13 protein-coding genes and 1 tRNA gene are annotated in these 16,882 nt (G+C 33.4%); 10 read left to right on the top strand and 4 right to left on the bottom strand.

Annotated elements, in window-relative coordinates; genetic code table 11:
* Window positions 1–24: 24 nt before the first annotated feature.
* From C4F50_RS06405 to pheT, 4 genes are all read left to right on the top strand, one after another.
* On the top strand, window positions 25–3,120 hold the full coding sequence (locus tag C4F50_RS06405) for an efflux RND transporter permease subunit (protein WP_193845575.1): 3,096 nt from the start codon (window positions 25–27) through the stop codon (window positions 3,118–3,120).
* A gap of 65 nt (window positions 3,121–3,185) precedes the next feature.
* Window positions 3,186–4,496, top strand: coding sequence for a TolC family protein (locus C4F50_RS06400; protein ID WP_193845574.1), 1,311 nt, complete (start codon window positions 3,186–3,188; stop codon window positions 4,494–4,496).
* Between the two features lie 27 nt (window positions 4,497–4,523).
* Window positions 4,524–5,387 (top strand): bestrophin family protein, encoded by an 864-nt coding sequence (locus C4F50_RS06395; RefSeq protein ID WP_193845573.1) that lies wholly within the window; start codon window positions 4,524–4,526, stop codon window positions 5,385–5,387.
* A 352-nt stretch (window positions 5,388–5,739) separates the two neighbouring features.
* The gene (gene pheT, locus C4F50_RS06390) at window positions 5,740–8,160 is read left to right on the top strand and encodes a phenylalanine--tRNA ligase subunit beta (RefSeq protein ID WP_193845572.1); all 2,421 of its coding nucleotides are present in this window, start codon (window positions 5,740–5,742) and stop codon (window positions 8,158–8,160) included.
* A gap of 433 nt (window positions 8,161–8,593) precedes the next feature.
* Here pheT and C4F50_RS06385 read toward each other — a convergent pair whose 3' ends face one another.
* On the bottom strand, window positions 8,594–9,421 hold the full coding sequence (locus C4F50_RS06385; RefSeq protein ID WP_193845571.1) for an N-acetylmuramidase domain-containing protein: 828 nt from the start codon (window positions 9,419–9,421) through the stop codon (window positions 8,594–8,596).
* A gap of 212 nt (window positions 9,422–9,633) precedes the next feature.
* On the opposite strand from C4F50_RS06385, the gene C4F50_RS06380 reads away from it, so the two are divergent.
* From C4F50_RS06380 to C4F50_RS06365, 4 genes are all read left to right on the top strand, one after another.
* Window positions 9,634–10,062, top strand: coding sequence for a hypothetical protein (locus C4F50_RS06380; RefSeq protein WP_193845570.1), 429 nt, complete (start codon window positions 9,634–9,636; stop codon window positions 10,060–10,062).
* A 6-nt stretch (window positions 10,063–10,068) separates the two neighbouring features.
* Window positions 10,069–10,716, top strand: a complete 648-nt coding sequence (locus C4F50_RS06375; RefSeq protein WP_193845569.1) for a hypothetical protein — start codon at window positions 10,069–10,071, stop codon at window positions 10,714–10,716.
* Window positions 10,717–10,814: 98 nt separating this feature from the next.
* Window positions 10,815–11,471, top strand: coding sequence for a sensor histidine kinase (locus C4F50_RS06370; protein WP_228011973.1), 657 nt, complete (start codon window positions 10,815–10,817; stop codon window positions 11,469–11,471).
* Window positions 11,461–12,111, top strand: coding sequence for a response regulator transcription factor (locus C4F50_RS06365; protein WP_193845567.1), 651 nt, complete (start codon window positions 11,461–11,463; stop codon window positions 12,109–12,111). Before C4F50_RS06370 ends, C4F50_RS06365 begins: the two co-directional genes overlap by 11 nt.
* 14 nt (window positions 12,112–12,125) lie before the next feature.
* Here the strand turns inward: C4F50_RS06365 and C4F50_RS06360 are convergent, their stop codons facing one another.
* A complete protein-coding gene (locus C4F50_RS06360) occupies window positions 12,126–12,896 on the bottom strand; it encodes a hypothetical protein (RefSeq protein ID WP_193845566.1) in 771 nt (256 codons plus the stop codon).
* An 11-nt stretch (window positions 12,897–12,907) separates the two neighbouring features.
* Window positions 12,908–13,420 carry an adenine phosphoribosyltransferase gene (locus C4F50_RS06355; protein WP_193845565.1) on the bottom strand — a complete coding sequence of 171 codons (513 nt, stop codon included), beginning with the start codon at window positions 13,418–13,420 and terminating at the stop codon, window positions 12,908–12,910.
* 114 nt (window positions 13,421–13,534) lie between these two features.
* Here C4F50_RS06355 and C4F50_RS06350 point away from each other — a divergent pair.
* Window positions 13,535–13,608 (top strand) — tRNA-Arg (locus tag C4F50_RS06350).
* A 332-nt stretch (window positions 13,609–13,940) separates the two neighbouring features.
* On the opposite strand, the gene C4F50_RS06345 is transcribed toward C4F50_RS06350, so the two are convergent.
* Window positions 13,941–15,431 (bottom strand): recombinase family protein, encoded by a 1,491-nt coding sequence (locus C4F50_RS06345; RefSeq protein ID WP_193845564.1) that lies wholly within the window; start codon window positions 15,429–15,431, stop codon window positions 13,941–13,943.
* 231 nt (window positions 15,432–15,662) lie between these two features.
* Here C4F50_RS06345 and C4F50_RS06340 point away from each other — a divergent pair, with 231 nt between their 5' ends.
* Entirely contained in the window at window positions 15,663–16,769 is a 1,107-nt protein-coding gene (locus C4F50_RS06340; protein ID WP_193845563.1) for a DUF4238 domain-containing protein, read from the top strand.
* Window positions 16,770–16,882: the final 113 nt, after the last annotated feature.

Below are 16,882 nucleotides of genomic sequence, written 5' to 3'. Positions count from 1 at the left end.
TAGATCTAAAATCCAAAATCACATATGAGTTTATCTACTACCAGCATAAGAAGACCTGTCTTAACCATTGTACTGAATCTTTTGATTATTTTATTCGGTTTTATTGGTTATACTTTTTTAGGTGTTCGAGAATTCCCTTCTATAGACCCTGCACAGGTTTCTATTCGTACCAATTATACCGGTGCCAACTCCGACATTATCGAATCTCAAATTACAGAACCTCTGGAAAAAGCAGTAAATGCTATTGACGGAATTCGAAATATCACTTCCTCTAGCAACCAGGGAAGCAGTAATATTACTATTGAGTTTAATCTTGATAAAAATCTTGAAGAAGCCGCAAACGATGTTCGTGACAAGGTTTCTCAAGCCGTTAGAAATCTACCTCAGGATATAGATGCACCGCCTGTTGTTTCTAAAGCCGATGCCGATAGTGAATCGATCATTTCGATGACGGTTCAAAGCGACACCAGAAGTTCTTTAGAATTGAGTGACTATGCCGAAAACGTTATTTCACAGCGTTTAGAAACAATTCCCGGCGTTAGTGCTGTGCAAATCTGGGGGCAAAAACGATACGCAATGCGTTTGTGGATTGATCCTGTAAAACTAAATGCTTACAAATGTACTGTAGCCGATGTTCGAAATGCGCTAAACGCTCAGAACGTCGAATTACCATCTGGTAAACTTACCGGAAACAATACCGAATTGACCGTAAAAACAATAGGAAACCTTTCTAAACCAGAAGAGTTTAATAATATTATCATTCGTACAGACGGAGATAAAATTGTTCGTTTAAGCGATGTTGGAGGCGCAGAATTGGGTCCCGAAAATATTGAAACTTCTTTAATGTCCTCTGGACTTCCGATGATTGGTTTGGCAATTGTACCAATGCCTGGAGCCAATTATTTGGATATTTCGTCTGAATTTTACAAAAAATACGAAGCTTTACAAAAAGATCTGCCAAAAGATATCAAGTTGAATATCGCGCTGGATAATACACAATTCGTAAAAAAATCTGTATTGGAAGTTGCCGAAACTTTAGGGATTTCTATTGTACTCGTAATCATTATTATCTACTTATTTTTTAGAGACTGGGCCATTGCCTTCAGACCCTTAATTGATATTCCGGTATCATTAATTGCTACATTTTTTGTTATGTGGCTTTTAGGGTTCTCTATAAACGTGTTAACACTTTTAGCGATTGTTCTGGCAACTGGTTTGGTGGTAGACGACGGAATTGTAGTTACAGAAAATATCTTCAAAAAAGTTGAAGAAGGCATGTCGCCGATTGAAGCAGCAATTAAAGGTTCTAACGAAATTTTTTATGCTGTAATCTCGATCTCTGTAACATTGGCAGCTGTATTTTTACCTGTAATTTTCTTAGAAGGTTTCGTCGGGCGACTCTTTAGGGAATTTGGTGTCGTTATTGGATCTGCTGTATTGATTTCTGCTTTTGTATCCTTGACTTTAACACCAATGCTAAATGCTTATTTAATGAAAGGCGGCGAGCAGAAAAAATCCAAATTCTACGTAAAAACAGAACCTTTCTTTGAAAAATTAAACAGCGGTTATGCAGATGCTTTAGCTCGTTTTATGAACAAAAAATGGATTAGTTTTCCTATTTTGATTGCGTGTTTTGGACTCATTTACTTATTCTTTACCATTCTGCCAAAAGAAACAGCACCTTATGATGACCGAAGTTCTGTTACCATGCGTATGACAACTCCAGAAGGTTCTTCTTATGAATACACCAACCGTTTTATGCAGGAAATATCAAATTTGGTAGATGATTCTATTCCGGAGAAAAAAGTAAGTTTGGTCATTACAGCCGGAGGTTCTGGAGGTTCTGCCACCAATTCTGGTTTTATCAGACTTTCTTTAAAACAGCCTGACGAAAGAGAAAAATCTCAAAAAGATATTGCCGATAAATTATCAAAATGGACTAAAAAATATCCTGATGCCAAAACATCTGTTATTCAACAGCCTACAATTGCAGTAAACAGACGTGGAGGTCTGCCGATTCAATACATTATTCAGGCTCCTACTTTTGAAAAACTAAGAGAAAAAATTCCGGTATTCATGGATCAAGTCGGCAAAAGCGATGTTTTTTCGACAACCGATGTCAATTTAAAGTTTAATAAACCGGAAATCAATGTAAGTATTGACCGCGAAAAAGCAGAAAGTCTTGGAATTTCGATTATTGATATTGCCCAAACGTTACAGCTTTCTTTAAGCGGACAGCGTTTTGGATATTTCATTAAAAACGGAAAACAATATCAGGTAATTGGTCAGTTTGATCAAAAAGACCGTTCTAAACCATTAGATTTAACTTCGATGTTTGTAAAAAACAAAAACGGCGATTTAATCCAGATGGATAATGTAGTAAACGTAGAAGAACAAAGTAATCCGCCGCAATTGTATCATAACAATCGTTATATGTCTGCAACGGTTTCTGCAGGTCTAGCACCAGGAAAAAGTATCAGCGATGGTATCGAAGAAATGGATCGAATTAAAGCAAAAGTTTTGGATGAAACATTTACAACCGATTTGAGCGGTGAATCTCGTGATTTCGTAGAAAGTTCTTCTAATACTTCTTTCGCATTCGGATTAGCGTTGTTGTTGATTTTCTTGATTTTAGCAGCGCAATTTGAAAGTTTTATCGATCCGCTTATTATCATCCTGACTGTCCCAATGGCAGTTGCAGGAGCATTATTCTCTTTATGGCTGTTCAATCAAACCTGGAATATTTTCAGTCAGATCGGAACCGTTATGTTAATTGGTCTGGTAACCAAAAATGGTATTTTGATTGTAGAATTTGCCAATCAGCTTAGAGAACAGGGAAAACCAAAAATGGAAGCAATTTTAGAGGCTTCAGAAGCGCGTTTGCGTCCAATTTTGATGACCAGTTTAGCGATTGCTTTAGGAGCACTTCCTATCGCAATGTCACTAGGAGCTGCGTCAACCAGTAGAATTGGTATGGGAGTTGTTATTGTGGGAGGAACCATTTTTTCATTAGCCTTAACCCTATTCGTAATTCCGGCAATTTATTTTATGTGGTCAAAAGCCAGAAAACACTATCCGGAATTTGACAAAATTGACGAATACGAAAGAGAAAGTAAATAATTTATAAACCTTAAATTCGTTTGATTATTATTAATCTATTGCATTTTAAGGTAAAAGAAAAATATATGAATACTAAATTTTTATTCTTTAGTTTACTAATGAGCTTCTTCTCTGCATCCAATTTGGCCGCACAAGAAATTCTGACTATTGAAGATGCTATGAAAATAGCTTTGGAAAATAATTTTGAGATTAAAATCGCCAAAAACAACACCGTAATCAACGAAACCAATGTCACAATTGGTAATGCGGGAATGCTGCCGACTGCAACCGCAAATGTTACGGATAACAATAGTATCATGAACTCGTCTCAGACACGTCAGGACGGGACAACTACTAAATTGGACAACGCAAAAAACAATAGTTTAACCTACGGTGTAAGTTTAGGATGGACGGTTTTTGACGGAATGAAAATGTTCGCCCGATTAGACCAATTAAAAGAACTTCAAAAACTTGGAGACGCCGAACTTAAAAGAACTATTTTAGTCAAAATCGGTCAGGTAAATTCGGCTTATTACGATCTCGTACAACAGCAGCAGCAATTGTCAGCTTTAGACACTACAATCGTAATTTCGAAACAACGTCTTACTTTGGCACAAAACCGTTTCAGCATCGGAAAAGCTTCCAAACTAGAAGTATTGAATGCTCAGGTTGATTTAAATTCGGATCAGGTAGCTTTATTAAGACAGAAAGAATCGTATGCCAACGCTAAAATTTTATTGAATCAGCATCTAGCTCGTGATCCTAAAATCGATTTTAAAGTTACAGATGAAGTTACAGTTGATAATAAATTAGTTTTGGTTGATTTAATGGCGCTGGCTCAAAAACAAAATCCAGCACTTGAAGCCCAAGTAATTAATAAGCGTATTGCCGAATTACAATTAAAACAAGTACGAGCAGATCGTTATCCCGTTTTGCGTTTGACAACGGGTTATAATTTTTCTGAAAGCCAATCTAGTTTGGGTTTTACAAGTGAAACCTCTAATAAAGGTTTAAACTATGGTTTTAATGCTTCTATGAATATTTTTGACGGTTTTAATCAGCATCGTAACGAAAAGGTTGCCAAATTGCAGATTCAAAATACGCAAATCGCTATTGAGCAGCAAAACTTGATTTTGAATACACAATTAAGCACCGCTTATCAGACTTATTTAACCAATTTAGAATTAATTGATTTAGAAGAAGATAACGAAGCTATTGCGAAACAAAATTTAGATATTACGCTGGACAAATTCAGAATCGGAACTATTACAACCCTAGATTTTAGAACCGCTCAGCTCAATTATGTCAACGCAAAAGTACGCTACAGCAATGCACAATATGAAGCAAAATTATCTGAAATTGCTTTAAAAGAATTAGCGGGAAATATTAATTTTTAATCTAAATTTGTCTCAAAACAAAGACAAATGATCTCGTATAATACCAAAGACTGGTTTACTTTTATTTTTCATTTTCATAAATCGGATACCGTTCGAAAATTGTTTCCTATTATGATTGCAATAGGAATTTATTCTGGTCTTGTAGGCTATTTAGAGCTTCATTATTTTAAAGTTACCAAAAGCGATTACGTACACAACATTCCCATTATGCACGGAATGCTTGGTTTTGTGATTTCGCTTTTACTTGTTTTTAGAACCAATACGGCCTATGACCGCTGGTGGGAAGGACGCAAGCTTTGGGGCAGTCTGGTTAATAACAGCCGTAATATGGCGATCAAACTTTCTGCAATATTAAAAGACGAAAACGACCGAAAGTTTTTTAGAAAATACATTCCCATGTATGCCGATATTCTTTATAAACATTTAAAAGATGATGAAACCAGCAAACAGCTTTTTGAAGATGTTGATTTAGAAATTGACCATCACAAACACAAACCCAATCAGTTAAAAAGGATAATGTATCATAAAATCAATGATTTGTATGATACTGGAAAAATCACCGGCAATCAATTAATTACTTTAAATGACGAGTTGGTTGCTTTTACAGATATCTGCGGTGCTTGCGAGCGCATCAAAAACACACCTATTCCCTACTCTTACAGTGCTTTTATAAAAAAGTTTATCTTCTTTTATACCATGACCCTTCCGTTTGGTTATTCTGTTAGTTTGGGCTATCTGGTGGTACCTGTTGTGGTTTTTATTTTTTATGTTTTGGCCAGTTTGGAGCTCATCGCTGAAGAAATCGAAGATCCCTTTGGAGATGATGAAAATGATCTTCCGACCAAAAAAATCTCAGAAAACATCAAGAAACACGTAGAAGAACTGATATAATGAAACGTTAATCAGTAAAGGCGGCTTTAGCCGTTTTTTTATGGTTACAAACACTTTTCTGTCTATTGGAGAAAGTACATCAAATATGGTCCTTTTACAGGCTTGACGCACTTCATAAAAACAAACAGAATAGCACTTTAAATTCATCTTGCAGCAGAAAATTTACGTTTTTGTTTCTTTAAGCTTATTATACTATTTTATTGATAAAATAACAGCTTATAAATTACTATAAAATCACTAATAGGGATTTTTTTTACAAATAAAAATCAGTACGAAAAAACCAAATAAATTTTTCTTTCTGCAATGTGCAATCCTTATATTTGTATCCTTATTCAAGAATAAAAAAGTTACAATGAAAATATCTTACAACTGGTTAAAACAATTTATTAAAACAGATTGGACATCTGAGCAGACTTCAGAATTACTAACAGATTTAGGTCTTGAAGTTGAAGTTGTCGAAAAATACCAATCGATAAAAGGAGGCTTAGAAGGCGTTGTTGTAGGACATGTATTGACATGCGAAAAACATCCGGATGCTGATAGACTGAAAGTTACGACTGTTAATATTGGTCTAGAAGCTCCTATACAAATTGTATGCGGTGCTGCAAATGTTGCGGCAGGACAAAAAGTGCCGGTAGCTACAATTGGTACGATATTATATGATAAAGATGGCGGAGAATTTGCCATTAAAAAAGGAAAAATCCGCGGACAGGAAAGTCACGGAATGATCTGTGCAGAAGATGAATTAGGTTTAGGAAGCAGTCATGACGGAATTATGGTTCTGGCAGAAGATCTTGTTCCTGGAACTCCAGCTGCAGAAGTTTTTCAAATTGCAAATGACGAAGTTTTTGAAATCGGATTAACTCCAAACCGTGCCGATGCAATGAGTCATTTTGGAACTGCTCGTGATTTAAGAGCTGGAATGCTGCAACGTGGCGTTAACGTAGAATTAATCACACCTTCTGTAAGTAACTTTAGAGTGGACATGCGTACGCTTAAAATCGACGTAAATGTTGAGGATTCTCATTTGGCTCCACGATATTGCGGGGTAACGATTTCTGGAATTTCTGTTCATGAATCTCCAAGCTGGTTACAAGACCGTTTAAAAGCTATTGGATTAACTCCAAAAAATAATATTGTAGACGTTACCAATTATGTTTTACACGAATTAGGACAGCCTTTACATGCTTTTGACGCTGCAAAAATCAACGGAAAAGTAATTGTGAAAACAGTAGAAGAAGGAACAAAATTTGTGACTTTGGATGATGTTGAAAGAACTTTAAGCAAAGAAGATTTAATGATCTGCGACGAGAAAGGACCGCTTTGTATTGCGGGAGTTTTTGGCGGTAAAAAATCGGGTGTTACGGATGGAACAACGACTATTTTCTTAGAAAGTGCTTATTTTGATCCGGTAAGTATTCGTAAAACAGCAAAAAGACACCAATTAAGCACCGATGCGTCTTTTAGATTTGAAAGAGGTATTGACCCGACAATTACGGAATATGCTTTAAAACGTGCCGCTCTTTTGATTCAAGAAGTGGCAGGCGGTAAAATCACTTCTGATGTTGTGGAAGTGTATCCTAAAAAGATAGAAGATTTTTCTGTTTTATTGAATTTCAGCCATGTTTCTAAAATTATTGGGCAGGAAATTTCAAAAGATACAATCAAAAAGATTTTAGTTTCTCTAGATATCAAAGTAAACAGCGTATCAGATTCTGGTTTAGGTTTAACAATTCCGGCTTATCGTGTAGACGTACAGCGCGAAATTGATGTAATCGAAGAGATCTTAAGGGTTTATGGCTACAACAATATCAATTTCTCTAAGAAATTTAACGCTACTGTTGCCAATTCGCCAAGAACAGAAGACTATAAAGTACAAAACGTAATTGCTTCACAATTGAATTCTCAGGGTTTTCATGAAATGATGGCCAATTCGCTGACTACTGCAGCTTATGCTAAATTATCAGCTTCATTAAAAGAAGAACATAATGTATCAATGCTGAATCCGCTGAGCAGTGATTTAGCAACGCTTCGTCAGTCTTTATTGTTCTCTGCTTTAGAAGCGGTATCTTACAATATCAACAGAAAAAATTCGGATTTGAAATTATTTGAATTTGGAAAAACATATCACAAATATCTAAACGGATACGAGGAGCACAAACACCTTTCTTTAACCATTTCTGGAAACAGAAATAAAGAAACCTGGACAAACACTCAAAAATCAACAGATTTCTTTTTATTAAAAGGATACGTAAAAGCTATTTTAGGACGACTAGGAATTGAAAAGATTTCTAATACTCCTGTTCATTCTGATATTTTCTCTGAAGGAACTGCAATTACTTATAACAATGATATTTTAGTTGAAATAGGTGTTGTTAAAAAGCCTATTCTTAAACATTTCGGAATCAAACAAGATGTTTATTATGCTGATTTTAACTGGGATTTGGTTTTAAAAATCATTACCGGAAAAATCAAATACTCAGAAATTCCTAAATACCCTGAAGTTCGCAGAGATTTGGCATTATTAATTGACGAAACCACAACTTATGAAAGCATTTTCAATTTGGCAAAACAAACTGAAAAAGCATTTTTAAAGGACGTTAATTTATTTGATGTGTATCAGGGAGACAAACTTCCGAAAGGCAAAAAGTCTTATGCTTTGAGTTTTACCATTCAAGATAATACTAAAACGCTGACAGATTCTCAAATTGATAAAATCATGTCTAAATTGCAACAGACGTTTGAAACAGAACTTGGTGCAAGTTTGAGATAATCAATCTTATATATAAAAGAACCCGACAGTATTTATGATATTGTCGGGTTTTGTTTTTTTATGTTTTGAGTGTATTTTAACGCAGAGTTTATCAGAAGATGCTAAGTTTTTTTTTAATCTCGCAAAGTCGCTAAAACGCAAAGATTATTTTCAATATGAATTGCCTCCAGCTTTAGCTGGGGGATCTTTAAAATTTACAATAAATGGCTTTAGCCTAACTTACATAGTTTGGCTAAAGCCATTTGCTGTCCTTCTACATTTTTCCATCCAGCTAAAACTGGACGCAATTCCTATATTTGCGACTTTGCGAGATTCAAAATTCTTAGCAAAACCCTTTGCGAACCTTGCGGAAAAATCTTTGTGCCCTTGCGGTTAAAAAATATACTCAAAGTACAAAACTTAGCTTCAAATCTAATTAGAGTGGAATTTGAGATTACTGCTTGGCATATTTCGCATAAGCTTTTGCTAATTTTTCGTCGTATTTATTGGTTTTATAAGCAGGTCCGTTATATTTTAAGGCAAACGAAGCCCAGTTTTTATTTTTCAAAAGCGGAATCAAATTATTCTTTTGAAGAAATAGTCCAAAAGCTTTCAGCTGTTCGCCTTCGTTTAAATTCATTTTCTCTACAAACTCTTCCACTGTTTTGTAACCTATAGCAACTGCATTAAAGCCCATAATTTGAAAAAGTCCCCAAGAAGCTGAACTATTTGCTGCATCAACAAATCTTTTGTCCTGAGCAAGATTTCGCGCTTTATCTAACCGCGTATATTCTGCAGTACCACCAACATAATATTTCTTGGTATATTTTTCGAACAATATATCTTGTGTATTCGAATTGACATACGTTTTTGGATTAATACTTCTTTTTTCTAATTCTTTCCAAAAAATATGTCCTTCAAACAAAATCTTTGGACGGCCGTCAATCAAAAAACCTTTTCCGTTACTTTCTACTTCGTTAACTGCTTTTACAACTGCCAGTTCTATATTAAACTGTTTTGCAAAATCAATCAAATCTTGTTCTGAAAGTAACTTAGCAGCAACAGAAAAACCGTTTTTGCTTTTTTCCAGAAGTAAAGACCAGCTTTTTAGACCTACAACACCATCTACAACAAGGTTATTTTTTAATTGAAAATCCTTAACTGCTTTATCAGTTGCGGTTCCAAAATAATCTGAAACCAATACATTATACTTCAATTTTGAAAGAAGTTCATTCAAATAATAAACTTCCGGCGACTTCACTCCTAGCTTGATTGTTCTCATGATTTTTTTTATTTATAAACCGACATACAAATCTATAAAAACATAAAATACTATATAACAGTATTTTAACCCGATTTAATTAATAATTTTACCGCTATAAAAAAGGGTATATTTCCCCTTGTTCGGATTTGGGGATTCAAATAATTTTGTCTCACATCAATCAAAAAATACAGTTAACTAATAATTCATAACCAATTAATCACTAAACAACCATGAAAAATCCTCCCTCAAAACCAAATCAATTAATCACAAAAGAGTTTGCAAGACAGCTCAATGTAAATTACAACAACAAAAGAGCTTCTCTTGCAACTGCAAAAGGACAGAAAGAAGATGCCAACGCAATCTGGTATTCTCTAGAAGAATTAGAAAATTATATTCATTATGTAAAAACTAACGGCGCAAAAGACGGTTACAATGTAGACGGAATTCGTTTTTACTTTGGAGTGTATCCAGATGATGAAAAACATGGCGAAAAAGCAGGTCTGACGACTTTGTTTTTGGTTCCTACAGGAAAGAAAGCACAAAATGATACTGCAAAAATTCAAGGTTTTGCAGCAGTACAAGAATCATCTGCGGATATTCAAAGTTTAGAACCAATGAATTACGGAAACATCGGAAGACCTCCCAGCTTATCATATTAAAAAATTATGTTTGAATTTTTAAGATCTTATATCCTTTATTTGGCTTTATTATCAGGAATCGTTGGTTTGTTATCATTACCAAAACTTCCTGGTTTTAAAGCCAAATTTTTAGTGCTGTTTATTTGGTTTTCGATTCTAATAGAGATTATTGGCTATTATTTTACATATTGGACAGGCTTATTAAATTATTATGTCTATAATTTTTATATGTTTGTATCGTTTATAGCCTATATCTTTCTTATTCGCAGTTTGTTACAAAAAATAAATTACCGAACCGCTGCATTTTTCTGCCTGCTTTTGTTTATCATCGCTTTCTTTTTAAATATGATTTATTTTAAAGAAAACACCAATCGATCCTTTACTTACAGCTTTGCAATCGGCGTGGTATTGGTCGTAATTTTATCCTGTTTGTATTTAATTGAGATTTTTAATTCAGACAAAATTTTAAATTTTAAACGATCTGTTTTTTTCTGGTATGTTTTAGGAATATTGGTTTTTCATGTACCCTTTACTCCTTTTATGCTTGCCATTGACTGGTTCTTAATCAAACAAGATGAATCTATTTTCAGCCTTGTTTTGTTCATCTTAAATTTACTGGCACATGCCTGCTACATTATCGGATTTTTATGGAGCGAAAAGAAATACAATTATTAGTCATTTCATTAGGTATCGTTTTTTTTACTTTACTGGTCACGCTATTGATTTTATTTTTTTACTTTCTAAAAAAGAAAAATCGGTATTTAGTAGATAAAATGGAATACGAACTCTATTTTCAATCCGAATTAATCAAGACACGAATTGAAATAAAAGACCAAACCTTGTCTGAAATTAGTAAGGAATTACATGATAATATTGGCCAGATTATTTCGGTTGCCATTATGCAGCTTAACATTTCGATAAACAACAAAACGATTCAGATTAAAGAACTTAAAGACCTCAAAGACGTATTGGCTAAATCATTGGACGAACTGCGAATTCTCTCCCGGATTATAAACAAAGACAATCTACTCCAAAATAATTTTGTAGAAGCCATTCAGCAGGATTTAGAAAGAATAAAAAAGCTCAAAAAAATTAAATATCATTTTAATCAAATCGGAATTATTCCAGCCATTCACGAAGAACATGAACTCATTATTTACAGAATTTTTCAAGAAGCATTTCATAACAGTTTGAAACATTCGAGAAGTGATTTATTTGATGTTCATATTGAAGCCACTCCAAATGTTTTTATTTTAAAATTAAAAGATTTCGGAATCGGATATGATCAAAAAAATTCCAGTTCGGGACTAGGATTAAATAACATGAAGTTAAGAGCCAAACTAATTGGTGCCAAATTAATTATGAACTCAGACCAAACGGGAACAAATGTAACTATTGAATACCCTTTAACACAATGCAATGAAAACTAATCCGAAAAGTAAAATAATAATTGTTGATGATCATTTGCTTTTTTCGCAATCGCTCGAACTGCTCATTAAAAGTTTTGGTGATTATGAAGTTATACAGCGTTTTGAAAACGGTAAAGTCTTTATTGATTATCTCGAAGAAAATCCTTCTGCAGCAGTAGACCTTATTTTGCTAGATGTCAATATGCCTGTTCTGGACGGTTTAAGCACTATGCAGTGGCTCAAAGACAATAGATCCGATCTAAAAGTCATTGCCTTATCTGTTAATGATGATGAAGAAATTATTATAAAAATGATTACCAACGGTGCCAAAGGTTATTTATTAAAAGATACTTCGCCAGAAATATTTAAGGATGCCATAGAATGCGTTATCGAAAAAGGTTTTTATTTTACCGAATTGGTTTCTGGAATGCTCATTAACAAAGTAGGCGGCGATAATAAAAAAATTGGCCTTAAGGAAAAAGAAATTGTTTTCATCAAACACGCCTGTACCGAAATGACTTACAAAGAAATTGCATCGCAAATGTGTTTAAGCCCTAAAACCATTGACGGTTACAGAGAATCACTATTTGACAAACTCGAAATAAAAACCCGAATCGGATTGGTGCTTTATGCCATTAAACACAAAATCGTTTTTGTATAATCAGCAGACTAACTTTAAGGAAATTCAATTAGTTTGTCATTTGCCAGATCATACTCATAAAGTTTTTTGCTTTCCTGATCAAAATATAACCATTGAATTATACTTGTACGATGTTCAAATTCGTTTGCTAATCCCAATACCGTGTACGATTTTCCGTCACGTTCCCGATCTTCTATAGAATAACTCAACTGCTCTTCTGGCGAAGCATTTTGGATGTGTAATTTTACAAGTTCTTTTTTAGAATTTGCCAGATAATATTCCACGTTTTTATACAATAAATCTTTATACCAATCAGACATATTCTCTTTGTCGGTATAAAATTTTATTGTTTTCTTATACTTCTTTTTAAACAAACTTAAATTCCCATCTTTGATTTTCTTTGCATTTACAAGCCACTCCGAAAAATCTAGAGTTTCACCATCTCCAGCAATAAATATACTATCTATCTTCCATTGTACTTCTAGTATATCGCCTCGATTAAAATTTATGTTGTCGCTGTTGGTATTCAAGCCAGCGATATCATTTCCTTTTTTTACTTCGATAAAATAATAATCAAAATCGGTATTGTATTCCATAAACTGAACGGTATCCGTATATACTTTATGCAATTCTAAATCCTGATTGGGTCTTAAAGTACTTTTGAATTTTGTATTTGAAGTCTTACCAGCAGTATTTTCAATTATTTTACCTTTTGACGGAGTTTTAAGCGGTAATTTTTTGGTTTCTTCTTTACTATTACAAGAAGATAATAAAACAAGCGATACTAGAGAGTAAAATAATTTCATTTACGAAAAGGCTAATAGGTTATAGCCACAAATATAGGATTATCCTTTATTTTTTCTCTTCCATTAAGAAAAGAAAGTTCCATTAAAAAATTACACTGCACAATCTCACCGCCCAATTCTGTAACAAGATCGCAAACTGCCTTGGCTGTGCCGCCCGTTGCCAATACGTCGTCATGAATTAAGACACGATTCCCTTTTTGTATTGCATCTTTATGCATTTCTAAAGTATCTGTGCCATATTCTAATTCATAAGAAGCCGAAATTGTTTCATGAGGCAGTTTTTTAGGCTTACGTACGGGAACAAAACCAGCATTTAATTCCTGTGCCAATAACATTCCGAAAAAAAAGCCGCGAGATTCAGCTCCCACAACCTTATCAATTTTTTGTCCATTTAAAGATTTTACCAAAATAGACAAGCATTTTTTCCTTGCTTCAGGGTTATTTAGCAGCGGAGTGATATCTTTAAATAAAATTCCTTCTTTTGGAAATCCCTGAATATCACGCACATAATTTTCAATCTTCATTTTTTTTTATTTTTATGTTATTTTTTGCTTGTATATCTCACATTTATGCCTATCTTTGCACCCGCAATAAGCAATCAACAAAGCTACAAAAAAATAGCTAATTGATAACAAAAAGGCCTCGTGGCGCAACTGAATAGCGCATCTGATTACGGCTCAGAAGGTTACTGGTTTGAATCCAGTCGAGGTCACTTAAGGAGACAACTAGCAAATAGTTGTCTCTTTTTTTATACACAAATTTCTAGATTTTTCAAACCTTTACAGCCTATCATTTTATGGTTCGGATTTTTCACAAGAAATCTTTAGTCTGTTTGAAATAAACAGTCTAAAAGTGGCTTTATTTGAGATTTAATCGAAGGTGAACGATGATTCGAAGTCCCGTTAAGGATATAGATTTTTTTTCTCTTTTAGTTTATCGTAATTTTTTGATAGTAATTCCAAAATAATTTTGGCTTCCTTCTAATCTACCTGAATACAATTCTTGGAAAGAATAATAATGGCTTTTTCTACTGAAACATTCTTCTCAATGAAATTCATTTTTTCTATTGGTTTTTCGGTTTCTCTTTTTTGAAAATATTTTTAAAAATGCTTGATTTAAACATAAAGATAGATCTCCTGTTTTAAAATCAATGTCCGTCGGTGGAATAAGATTTACAAGATGTCTTTTATCTGAGGTTTCAAATTCAGAAAATCTTTGAAAGATTTCGACTAACGCTTTCTCTTCTACTTGATTTTTTTTATCAATAGCTTTTAATTTAACGACAATATTACGTGCTTCCTTTTTAAGATTTTTTGTGTTGACTTGATTCTCTTTTCTTAATTCATTGTAGTCATCAATTTTTAATACTCCGGCTATAAATAATTTTCTGCCTCGAGAAAGGGTTACTCCCACCTCTTTTATTTTCCTCTCTAATAATTTTTGAGCGTATAAATAACTTGCTTTCTGTGTCTTTATATTCTGGTCTTCTAAAATGTTTTTAAACAACTCAATTGTATTATTTGAGAGTATTAATTGTTGAAGTTTATTTTGATAACAATCATTAAGAAAGACCGCATCTATTCTTGTTCTACATCCATTATGACAATGATAATATGGATAGTTTTTTGATCTTCCTTTTGAAACACTTCCACTAAGTTTTCGATCACAAACAGGACATGTTAAAAAACCTCTAAGAAAAAATAATGATTGTAAATCATTTCTTTTAGCAGTAGTTCTTCTCTTTGTATTAATAACAGACTGAACCTGATTAAATAAAGACTCTGCTATCAAAGGTTCGTGTAATCCTTTTACCATCTGCTCTTCACTAGAGTCAAGTTTGACTGGTATAAGCCCGCAATAAACTGGATTGTGCAAAATCCTGAAAAAGTGGGATCTTGAACATATTAAACCTTTATCATTAGCTATTTTCATGATTTCAGTTATTTTATGATCATTCTTTGCAACTTGATAAAAAGTCCATTTTATAATTTCGGCTTCAGGCTCTTTAGGAGCGATACCTTTTTTACCATCCATAGATGTCAAATTGATAAATCCTAATGGTGCCTTACTAGGATATCTGCCCATCAACTTAGCTCGACGAATGCCGTTTGCAGTGTTTTGAGCTCTCCGGGTATTTTCTGCTTCCGGGACAGCTAAATATACAGCCAGCATAACTGTACTTTCCGGCACAGAGAAATCAATTGGCTGATCAATAGCCTTTACTGTTGTTTTATATCTTCGAAGCTTTCCAATCATTTCGTACGCATATTCAATATTACGACTGAATCGATCCCATTTGATAAATAGTATATTTTTATCTTCTCCTGATGATTTCTTTTTAATTTCTGAAAATAATTGATTCCATTCTGGTCTATTGAAACTCTTCGCGGAGAAATCTTCTCGATAAATTCCTTTGACTTCGATATCGTAATATTTACAATACTTCAATAGTCTGTCCTCCTGTTCTGGCAAGGAGTAACCTTTTCTTTTTTGTTCGTCCGTACTTACACGAACGTATAAATAGGCTAACTTCATATAATAATATATTGGTTAGATTTACTACTTAATATTTTTATACATTAACTTATTAATAAAAAAGTTATCATGTTGTTCTAGTAAAAACGCTATACATAATAAAAATATATACAACCCATTAAAATTCAATAGCTTTTTTTTTAAAAAAATGATATTGTATTCACAGCTTTTAATTACTAAATTTAAGCAAAGCATAACAATAGTTATTCTGTTTTATAAAGAGAATGCAAAATGGCACAAAAAAAACAAATTCCGAAAATACAGCACTTCGTACCACAATTTTTCCAGCGTTTCTTCTGCTTTGAGAATAATGGAAAAACCATCGGCATGTTCGAGACTAATAGGAATGTTTTTAAAAGTCATGTAAAAATATCCTCGCATCTAGGCAGAAAACATTTTTATGGACGTGATGGCGAGCTTGAAGAGTGGCTTGCAAAGCTCGAATCAGATTCTGCGCCAATCTTTAGAGAAATGTGGGAAGGAGAAAAACTGCCTATTCCACAAAGTCCTAATCATTCTAAAATGCTGCACTTCCTTATTATTTTGGATCTTCGAAACCCTATTCATTTCAAAATTCTAAAAAAATTTGAGCAAAGACTTCCAAATACTAAGTCTAAAATCAGCGAAGGTAATGTCTCTACCTATATGATTCCTGGATTACAAGAACAACAATCCGATAAGGGAAAACTGAATTCACTAAAATCTGCCGAACTTCTTGTATCCGATCTTTTAAACCTGAAATATAAGCTCATTAAAAATAAAACCTCAAATCCTTTTATTATTTCGGATAATCCGCTTGTCATGTATAATCAGTTTTTAGAAAAAAGAAATTGGAAATTTGGTAGCCAGAGAGATTTTGGATTAAAAGGACTGCAACTATTCTTGCCGCTAAATGATTCGTATATGTTAGCTGTATATGATTCCGATATCTATAAACTCGGAAATAAAAAAGAGCATATAGTATTGATAGATGATAAAAAGAGTATTGACCAGCTTAATCTCTTGCAATTTCTCAATTCCGAGTCTACTGTTAATTTCAATCACAAAGCTTCTGAGCATTATATCAGAACTCTTCAAGAAAAATCGAAAAAGTATAAAAAAGCCAATGATGATTTTATCAATGTGCATGAAATAAAAGTTCCGAAAGGTATAGATAACCTTAAAGCTCAAATGATTGAAATGGGAGTATCGGACTTGAATATTAAACTCTCTCTTCAGAAGATGAATTTTATCTCAAAATGTTGCGCAGTTAAACTACATACGGTCCAAGATCACTATAGAAAAAATATAAAATACAAGGCATACACCTACAAAGTCTACACTATTAAACCAATTTAAAAAAAATTAAAGATGACCAACATAGAAAAGATTGAAATTGAATACAAACCATTAACCAATATTACAAAGTTAAATTTATTCAAATTGATTAAAAAAGACAAATGGATAAACTA

The sequence above is a fragment of the Flavobacterium hungaricum genome, assembly GCF_015182285.1.
Classification (GTDB): domain Bacteria; phylum Bacteroidota; class Bacteroidia; order Flavobacteriales; family Flavobacteriaceae; genus Flavobacterium; species Flavobacterium hungaricum.
This window is presented reverse-complemented; position numbering and strand designations above follow the sequence as displayed.